The sequence below is a fragment of the Azonexus caeni genome, from assembly GCF_048146105.1.
GTDB lineage: Bacteria > Pseudomonadota > Gammaproteobacteria > Burkholderiales > Rhodocyclaceae > Azonexus > Azonexus aromaticus_B.
Window position 1 is genome coordinate 1 of record NZ_JBKJAD010000095.1, and the last position, 245, is coordinate 245.

The following is a 245-nucleotide window of genomic DNA, read 5'->3' on the forward strand; positions in this document are numbered from 1 at the left end:
CACATGGAACGGATGTTCGACCTTGGCACGGATACTGGCTTTGGCGTGTTCGATCCGTTCAAGCAGATCTCCCAGCGACGTCCCCGGCAGGGCCTTGCGCTTGCCCGGACGCATCGCTACATGCCAGGTCACCGGGACTTCCTGACTCTCTGCCCGCTTCTCGATACCTTGGTAGGCGGCATCACCAAAGGCATCGGTTTCGTCACCATGCAGGAGCGCCTGGGCCTGAGTGATGTCGCTCACGT

The 245-nt window shown here is 60.8% G+C and carries 1 protein-coding gene; it reads right to left on the bottom strand.

Annotation, left to right across the window (positions count from 1 at the left end):
• Positions 1–245, bottom strand: a 245-nt coding sequence (locus tag ACLIIZ_RS21260; RefSeq protein WP_416695710.1) for a transposase, incomplete at both ends; no start/stop codon positions are given.